Source organism: Vibrio sp. 2033 (genome assembly GCF_033339735.1).
This window is the reverse complement of the sequence record NZ_JAWOVC010000395.1, coordinates 1-676: the sequence shown is the minus strand read 5'-3', so window position 1 is coordinate 676 and position 676 is coordinate 1. Positions and strand designations below refer to the sequence as shown.

Below are 676 nucleotides of genomic sequence, written 5' to 3'. Positions count from 1 at the left end.
AAAAAACAGGCGTGTCAGAATATGGTGTCAAAGTGCTGCTAGACATGGCGATAAGTGCGCACATTGTTTTGTGGGAAAAACCTAACTACTCACTGGCCAACCTCGGGTTCTACTTGTTGTACGATGGCATGACCCAAGCAAACATGGATTTCACGGCCGACGTTTGTTATGCCGCGATGATGCACCTGACTGAAGCAATCAAAGACGGCAAACCTGCTGGACTGAAAGAGTTGGGCGATTGGGAAACCATCTATCAAGGGTTGTCGACATTACCTGAGCAAGCTAAGCAGAGCTGGTTTAAGTTTGATCACTTCTATTCGGATCGTTCTTTCCCATTGCTGCTTAAAGAAGTGTTTGCCAATGAGCCAAAACATATTGTCGATATCGGTGGCAATACGGGTAAATGGGCAATGCAGTGCTGCAACTACGATAAAGATGTGCATGTGACCATTGTTGATTTGCCGCAGCAACTGGAAGTCGCGATGTCTAACGTGGCAGAGAATAAGCTCAGCGAACGCGTGCATCCGTATCCTGCCAATATGCTTGCTAAAGCCCAAACATTGCCTGATCATGCCGATATTTGGTGGATGAGCCAGTTCTTAGATTGTTTCTCTCCAATTGAAATTTTAAATATTTTGAAGAAAGTGAAGGCGCAGTTGAGCGCGGGCGATACCGT

The 676-nt window shown here is 46.0% G+C and carries 1 protein-coding gene; it reads left to right on the top strand.

Annotated features, from left to right (window positions below):
• The coding region (locus R7P74_RS26805) for a methyltransferase (protein ID WP_318123697.1) at positions 1 to 676 on the top strand (676 nt) is incomplete at both ends.